The organism is Succinimonas sp., assembly GCF_045225735.1.
In the GTDB taxonomy this organism is placed as follows: Bacteria; Pseudomonadota; Gammaproteobacteria; order Enterobacterales; family Succinivibrionaceae; genus Succinimonas.
In genome coordinates, this window is record NZ_JBGVBR010000386.1 from 1 (window position 1) to 7,556 (window position 7,556).

6 protein-coding genes are annotated in these 7,556 nt (G+C 55.4%); 5 read left to right on the forward strand and 1 reads right to left on the reverse strand.

The window, feature by feature from the left end:
* From ACJROR_RS13690 to ACJROR_RS13710, 5 genes are all read left to right on the forward strand, one after another.
* Positions 1-1,600: CRISPR-associated DxTHG motif protein (locus tag ACJROR_RS13690; protein ID WP_406547589.1), on the forward strand; the 1,600-nt coding region annotated here is incomplete at its 5' end.
* A 245-nt stretch (positions 1,601-1,845) separates the two neighbouring features.
* Positions 1,846-3,906: an NAD(+) synthase gene (nadE, locus tag ACJROR_RS13695; protein ID WP_406547590.1), complete on the forward strand. Its 2,061-nt coding sequence runs from the start codon at positions 1,846-1,848 to the stop codon at positions 3,904-3,906.
* Between the two features lies 1 nt (position 3,907).
* Positions 3,908-4,924, forward strand: coding sequence for a hypothetical protein (locus ACJROR_RS13700; RefSeq protein WP_406547591.1), 1,017 nt, complete (start codon positions 3,908-3,910; stop codon positions 4,922-4,924).
* A gap of 589 nt (positions 4,925-5,513) precedes the next feature.
* A complete protein-coding gene (locus ACJROR_RS13705) occupies positions 5,514-6,590 on the forward strand; it encodes a porin (RefSeq protein WP_406547592.1) in 1,077 nt (358 codons plus the stop codon).
* A 235-nt stretch (positions 6,591-6,825) separates the two neighbouring features.
* Positions 6,826-7,233, forward strand: coding sequence for a CPCC family cysteine-rich protein (locus ACJROR_RS13710; RefSeq protein WP_406547593.1), 408 nt, complete (start codon positions 6,826-6,828; stop codon positions 7,231-7,233).
* A gap of 45 nt (positions 7,234-7,278) precedes the next feature.
* On the opposite strand, the gene ACJROR_RS13715 is transcribed toward ACJROR_RS13710, so the two are convergent.
* On the reverse strand, positions 7,279-7,556 hold a 278-nt coding region (locus tag ACJROR_RS13715), incomplete at its 5' end, for a hypothetical protein (protein ID WP_406547594.1).

A 7,556-nucleotide genomic window follows, 5' to 3' on the forward strand; every position in this document is an offset into this window, starting at 1 on the left:
CTATCTGTACACGGATCCCTTCCATCGGGATATCCATGATTTCGATACGGAGAATACCTCGGCTATCGGCGTTTCCCTGGCCAGAAAGCTTCTCAGGGGCAACCCCGATCAGGAGGAAAAACCCCTTGCCAGACTGGTGATTGCCGGCACCCGCACCAGTAACTGGCGCCGGGTGCTGGAATCTCTGGAAGCGGAATTTCTGGCCCCGCTGGCAGATAAGTCTCCGGATCGTCTTCAGGCCTTCCGGGAACTCCGGGAAAAGATGTCCGCCCATATTGATGACCCTGCCAATAAGAGGGGCTGTATTGACGACAGCCACATCGCTTCGGTTAATGCCTTTTTCGGGGACGTCCGGGATCTTCTGGGACTGGAAATCGTGTTTGCCGCCACCAGCGATGCCATTCATGAGCCGGAGACCCAAAGGGAGATTGTCAGGGTCATTACCAGCAATGTTAACCCCGGGGATCAGATCTCCTTTGACATCACCCACAGCTATCGCATTATCCCCGTTATCAGTCTCTGCGCCTTTTTGTACCTCCAGGCCCTGAATCATAACGAAATCTGTCATGTGTTCTACGGCGAGGCGCCCATGGAGCGGGGGTTCAATGAGCTGAACGGCCTTAAGAGGAGTCAGCTTCCGGACGAAGCCGCATTCCATGAAGCCCGGCAGAAAATCGAAGAGATTCTGAAAGACGCTCCTCAGGAAAAGCACCTTTCCGGGCACGTCTATGACATGCGCAATCTCACCAAGCTTCTGGAATACTCCGCAGCCGTCAACCAGTATATCTCCGCCGGCAATATCATCTTCCTGGAGCCCCTCATTAAAGTCGAGCTCCGAAAGCGGGATTATGAGAACTACATCAACTTCAGAAACGGCGTCATTCTGGATAACCTTTCCATGTTCAAGGCCAGCGCGGAATTCCTGGCTCCGGCGGTGAGCAGGCTCTGGGAAGGCATAAACGATCCGGTGCTGAAAACCGTGGACGAGAAGATGTTTCTGGGCTTTACCTGGGTAAATGACGCGCTGGATGACCGGGGCTATTACCGGGTTATGACCGGGAAGGCGGTGACCTATCTCAGGAACGGCAGATTCATGGAGGCCTTTTTATGCTGTTATCAGGCCTGCAGCTCTCTTGCGGAGTTGGTGAAGACCTCCCTGTCCCGGATGGCGGCTCGCGGGGAGATTGAGATCAGAAAGGATCTTATTGTGTTTGGCGGCGGCAGCGATCCCCGTTTTATAAAATTTGCGGGTTCTTTTAATCAGAAGCTCCAGAAATTGAAAAACAAGAATTTCAATTTGAAAGAGATCATAAGCACTGAAGAGCAAAATGATAATTATTACAGAGCGCTGTCTTTTATCAGCCTGAAGCTGTTTGACGAAGTCTGGCTGTTTGTTCAGGATCTCCGCAATAGTTTTATTCACAGTGACGCTGTGATAAGGGATCGTAAGATTATCAGGCTATTGTCCCTTCCGGTGCCGGATCAGCAGGAGGAGATCCGGAAGCGCCTTCTTGATTACGTCATCCCCGGCATTGAACGCACCGGAGACATGATTGCAGCCGTTTTTGCCGGAGATGAACCGGAAGAGCAGCAGGAGTAATAGCTGAAGGAATGGCAGCTTAAGCCGCATCTCAGCCCGCCGGGTTTTCAGGAACAGGCGCGGGGAATGTGAGAGCGAAGCTGTAATAAGGGCGAAGAGAGCCGGATTTTGCGGGCTTTGCAGGATCCGGCTCTTTTTGTTCTCCCTTTTTGCCATCCTGCCGTTCCCCCCGGAAAATCCGTTCCCCCGCCGGCATAAAGTTCTATAATTAAGGCAGGTTATTTCAGGATTACAGGAAGACAGCAATGCGGAAGACTCTTACGGTGGCAGCAGCCAGCATCAATACGACTCCCCTGGCAGTTTCAGAAAACACGGGGCTTATTCTGGAGGCCTACAGAGAGGCGGTAAGACAGGGAGCCGATCTTGTGGTCACTCCCGAGCTGGGCATTACCGGCTACGGCCTTGAGGATATGTTCTACGTGTCCTCCGTAATGGAAAAGATCCCCGCAGAGGTTAAGAAGCTGTCCCGGGAGGTGGAGCCGGACACCTATCTTGCGGTGGGTTTTCCGTTTCTGATCCCCGGAGGCCAGCTTTACAACGCCGTGGCTCTCCTGACTCATGACCGGGTGCTGGGCATTGCCCTTAAGCAGCATCTGGCCCGCGCCGGCATTCACTACGAGCCCCGCTGGTTTACCCCCTGGCAGCACGGCGAGGTGGTCACCATGGACTTTGCCGGGGAACAGGTCAGCGTGGGGGATCTGGTCTTTGTCATCGAAGGCGTGCGCATCGGCTTTGAGATCTGCGAGGACTCCTGGGTGGCCAACCGACCGGGGCGATCCCTGTGCCGGAGACTTACCGACGTTATTCTCAATCCTTCGGCCTCCCATTTTGCCATCGGAAAGCAGCGGGAAAGAGTTACCTTTGTGACCGACGGCTCCCGGGCCTTCGGCGCGGTTTATGTCTACACCAACCTTCTGGGCTGCGAATCCGGCCGGGCCGTGTATGACGGCGACATGCTCATTGCCTCGGGCGGGCGTCTGGTGGGCATGAGCGATCGGCTGAGCTTCGCCCCCTGGAAAATTCTTCTTGCCAACTGCGACCTCCGGACAAACCGGCTTATCAGGGAGCAGTCCGGCATGCTCCTCAGCGTGCAGGATTCCTGCGGTGCCGGAGTGCTTTTTACCGATCTCCGCTTCCGTCCGGAGGATCTCTCCCGGCCGCTTTCTCCCGAAGCTCCGCTGCTGCCGGAAAATGATCTGGAGGCCTCGGCCCGGGTGGTGGCTCTGGGACTCTGGGACTGGATGCGCAAAACTCATACCGGCGGCTTTGCCCTGAGCCTCTCCGGCGGGGCGGATTCCGCTCTTTGCGCCGCCATGGTGTATTTCGGGATGGTGCAGGCCCTGGCCACTCTGGGCGAGGAAAGGTTCCTTAAGACTCTGGCCTCCTCAGGCATCAGAATCGCCCCGCGGGATGCTGCTGTCCTGCCTTTGGAATACATCCGAAAGGAGGTCATGCCCCAGGTTCTTATTACCCTGTATCAGGGCTCGGACTATTCCGGAGACGTTACCTTCAATGCCGCCCGGGGCCTTGCGGAGGAAATCGGGGCCTGGCATCACAGCTGGTCGATTTCCGCTCTGGTCAGGGAGTATATCCGCCTCAGCGATTCCCTGACCCCGGATAACCCTCTTTCCTGGGAAAAGGACGATCTGGCCCTGCAGAATATTCAGGCCCGGGTGCGCTCTCCGGGCATCTGGCTTCTGGCCAATCGCTTCAACAAGCTCCTTATCGCCACCTCGAACCTTTCCGAGGCCTCGGTGGGCTACTGCACCATGGACGGAGACACCTCCGGGGTGATTTCTCCCATCGGCGGCATCAGCAAGTCCCGCATTCTGAAAATCAACCGCTACCTCATGGAGCAGGGCATGCCGCTCCAGGACAACACGGTCTTTGATTTTGCGAGACTGACCATTCCGGCCATGGCGGCCATCGTGGCTCAGGCTCCCACGGCGGAGCTCCGGCCGGTGGAGCAGACCGATGAGAAGGATCTCATGCCTTATCCTCTCCTTGATGAAATCAGAAGGCTTTCCCAGGTTAACCATCTGGCCCCGGCAGAGGTTTTTCAGGAGCTTCTGCGCTCGGACTTTGCGGCAAAAATGACCAGACAGAACCTTTTGGATGCGGTGCGGCGCTATTACCGGCTCTATACCCGGAATCAGTGGAAGCGGGAACGCCTGGCCACGGGCTTTCACGTGGAAGGGGACAGCGCCGATTCCCGGGCCTACCGGCGGTTCCCGGTGCTGTCCTCGGCGCTGTCCGAGGAGCTCCGGGAGCTTAATGAATACGCCGCCTCCCTGGGGCTCTCATAATATGGCAGCAGAAAAGTCCCGGAGAACCGCAGTTCCGGGGGAGAGAGGGAACGGAGTCAGGCGGAGACTGGCTTCCCTGACGTTAAGCCTGACAGCCCTGAGCTCTCTCGCGCTCCTTTCCGGCTGCGGCTACGCGGCAGCGGCCTACATTGCCCGGGAAACTCCCCTTAGCGAAAAGCGGGAGCTCCGGGCTCAGAACGCCGGGTATCAGGCCTTTATGGAGATCCTCCCCGGGGCCGGACACTGGGACAGTTCCCTCATGCCCTGCGGCCGGATAAAGGAGTTTTATGACACTCTTTCCGGAAAGGCCTCCTGTCTCCCGGTTTTTGAGGTGAATGCCGTGCATCTTCCGGAGTTTTCCATGCTGGAATTCCGTACCGGCCATGAGCTCTCCCGCTATGCCGAAAGCGGTCTCCGGGGCGAGGATCCCGCAGGCTTGCCGCAGTACGGCACGGTTTCCCGGCTTTTTCTGTATCCGGAAACGGGAATTTACACCTTTCAGGGGCGGACAATGGATGCCCGGGGCCGCAAGGTTCAGGAGCAGGGCTTTCAGGCGGAGGATCCCGTCATCCTGTTCCGGGAAAGGGCAGACAGGGGATCCGGCGCCGGGGGCTTTGTGTTCGGTCTTCCCTGGCTCTATCTCTTAGACTTCTATACCGGCCGGAGAGCCTCCGAATGCGATCCCGCGGAATTCCGGGAGGAGGGAGATTATCCCCTGCTTTCCCGCTGCGTTTTCAGGGCTCCGGGCTATTCCGGCAGTCTGGAGTATCAGGTCAGGGAGTGGATCTCCTTTGATCGGGGGCTTTATTTTCCGAGGACGGCGGCTCTGACCGGAACCGGATCCCGTGGCGCCGTTATCAGCTTTCAGGGAGCCCGGGAGCTTAATCCGGAGCAGCTTCGGCAGGGCAGGAACGCAGCCCTGAAGGCCGCGGAGGAAATCCGGGCCCGCATTCAGGCGGGAGAACTTCCTGTCCTGCGGGATCCCGCGGCCGCAGATGAGCTTTTAAGGCAGCTTTAGGGGAAAAAACGGGATCCCGGGGATTTTTCCATGTCCCCGGGCCTGTTCGCCATTATCTCCTCCATCTTCTCCATCTCCTTCGCTAAACTTACCCGTTCATTCCCCGCTGCCCATTTCCCCGGGATGCCTGATTTTTCCGGCATCCTTCTTTCATTTGCCGCTGTCGCCGCTTCTGAAAACAGTCTCTGATTCCTGCTCGCCAAATTTCTCTTTTTTTCAGCGCTGTGCCTCCGGGGGATCCCGGGGCCGGATCCGGGATTTTTTCACGGGGTTTTAGTATAAAATTTTCATTTCTTTGAAAACGTTTTTTAACTTTCTTTCAAAATAGATCCGTTTTGGTGCCGGAATGCCTCATGACGTTCTTTTTTAAGCACCATGACGAAACTTTATTACGTAATTACTGCGCCTCCGGTAAAATTAATTATTATTTTTGCAAAAAATGCTTGATCTCTCTCTCGTTTTTGATAGTATGTATTCGTCCGTTTTAGCAGAGGCTAACAAAACACAACCATAAGGCCCTGATTTCGTACAGCGGATGCCGCCTTTGCGGCCCATTATTATGAAGAAATACTATTGAAGGAAAATGACAATGTTAAAGAAAATTCTTGCTGCTGCTGTTATTCTGGCCTGCGGTTCCGCCAGTGCTGCCACCGTTTATGACAAGGATGGCACCTCTCTGGCTATCGGCGGCCGTCTGCAGGCGAACTACAATTCCGTTTTTTCTGATGTCGAGGATGATTCATACGGCAACCGCTGCCACAGAAGCGCCACCGATGCCGACGGCAATACCTTCTATGGCGACTGCCGCACCGGTCTCAGCGGCGTGGCCCGTCTGAATGTTGATGCCCGGGCTCCCATCGGCGCCGGCTTTTATGCCAAGGGCTTCGGCGAGTGGCAGATTGCCGCCGAAACCTCAAGCAACGGCAAGTTTGATACCCGTTACGCTTATGTGGGCTTCGGCCATGACACCTACGGCTCTCTGGTGTTCGGTCAGCTGGAATCCGCCATGTACAACGTGCTCAGCGTAACCGACGTTTATGAGGAATTAGGTTTTGCCGCTTATCATCTGGAGCACGGCGATGCCGACAGCGAGCGTCAGGAAGGTCAGATCGTCTATAATCTGGACACCAACGGCTTCATGTTCAATCTGTCTTACCAGACTGCCGGTCTGAAGGGCGTTGAGGGCGGCGTGGCCGTTTCCGCCGGCTACACCTACGGAGAGACTCTGCCGGTTTCCCTGCGTCTTGGCTATGATTATTACGAACTTACCGGCAAAAACCCGGATGACGTGCAGAGCTTTGGCCTCGGTCTTTCTCTGGGCAATGCCGGCGACGGCTTCTACGGCGCTTTCGGTTACCAGTTTACCGATGCCAAGGATATGAAGCATGCCAACTCCTATGAGGTTGTGGCCGGTTACGGCTTTGATTTCGGCTTGTCCACCATGCTGGGCTATCAGGTAAATACCTATGATTCCAAGGTGGCCGATGTTTCCCAGCTCACTCTGGAAGCCATCTATGCCTTTAATGAGCAGCTCAAGGCCATTGCCACCGCCAAGTTCGGCGTCGGCCATGTGGATCTGGTCAGTGTTGACAAGGCCAATGTAATCCGGACAGACAGAGCCCGTGATCACGATGCTCTCTCCATCGGACTCCAGTACAACTTCTAAGCCGGGATTTACGTCCTGATCACAGAGCCGCAGGTTTCTTCGGAGATCTGCGGTTTTTTTGCTCGTGAAGTATGAAGCGGCCCATAAAACGGAGTCTGTTAACAGGGTAATATAGTAAACGCATCGGCAAAGGTGACAGTTTTTTAAGAAGGCAGCGAAACTGAAGGCGGCAAATTGCAGATGGCAAAGAGCAGGCAGCAAAAAACAGCAAAGGGTTAGCGAAGGAGGTACCGTAATGAAGCATCGGTGTCCGGTATGCGGCAGACATGACTTTTTGGAATATGGAGCCTACGAGATCTGTCCCGTATGCGGCTGGGAGGATGACAGGGCTCAGGACGAGGATCATAATTACGCCGGCGGGGCCAATCACCTCAGCGTCAACGAAGCCCGCATGGAATACTATCTCCTGAACCGCAAGGATGCGGCGCAGGAGGTTAGGGGCTGCAAGGAGGCCTACGGGCTTACGGTGCGGATCATTCGCGGCCGTTATGAGGACATCCGGCGCACCATAAAGCTGGAAAACGAGGGCAAGGAAGAGCTGGAGCTGAGAGTGGCCCGGCAGGAATACATGGATACCCTGAACAGAATTCTCCAGGGGAAAGACGAGACCTTTTCCGGAACAGTCTCCCAGCAGGATGATTAGAGGACTCTGAACCCGGCGGCCCTCCTCCTTTTCGGAGGCGCCATTTCAGAAACCGGGCCGCATTTCCCGCATGAGCGTTCCTGAGATGAAGGCATCAGGTTTAACACCGCAATGCAGGTGAGGGAACCGAGGCGGGAACAGCGGCGGCAGGGGGGAGCGGGATATTGACAAAATCACCTTTTCGTACAGAGTGCTATATGCTATGGCACTGTAATAAAATAATTTCTGAAAATTGTATTTAGGAACTGTCTCAAAATAATTTGCATTTCTTGAGACGTGTAAATACCTACAAAAAGATGTTGCTCTTGCATCATCCAAGGTGG

Excerpts from the sequence above, each read along its gene's own strand:
- nadE (WP_406547590.1), top strand. The coding sequence starts at position 1,846 with ATGCGGAAGACTCTTACGGTGGCAGCAGCCAGCATCAATACGACTCCC.
- ACJROR_RS13700 (WP_406547591.1), top strand. The coding sequence starts at position 3,908 with ATGGCAGCAGAAAAGTCCCGGAGAACCGCAGTTCCGGGGGAGAGAGGG.
- ACJROR_RS13705 (WP_406547592.1), top strand. The coding sequence starts at position 5,514 with ATGTTAAAGAAAATTCTTGCTGCTGCTGTTATTCTGGCCTGCGGTTCC.
- ACJROR_RS13710 (WP_406547593.1), top strand. The coding sequence starts at position 6,826 with ATGAAGCATCGGTGTCCGGTATGCGGCAGACATGACTTTTTGGAATAT.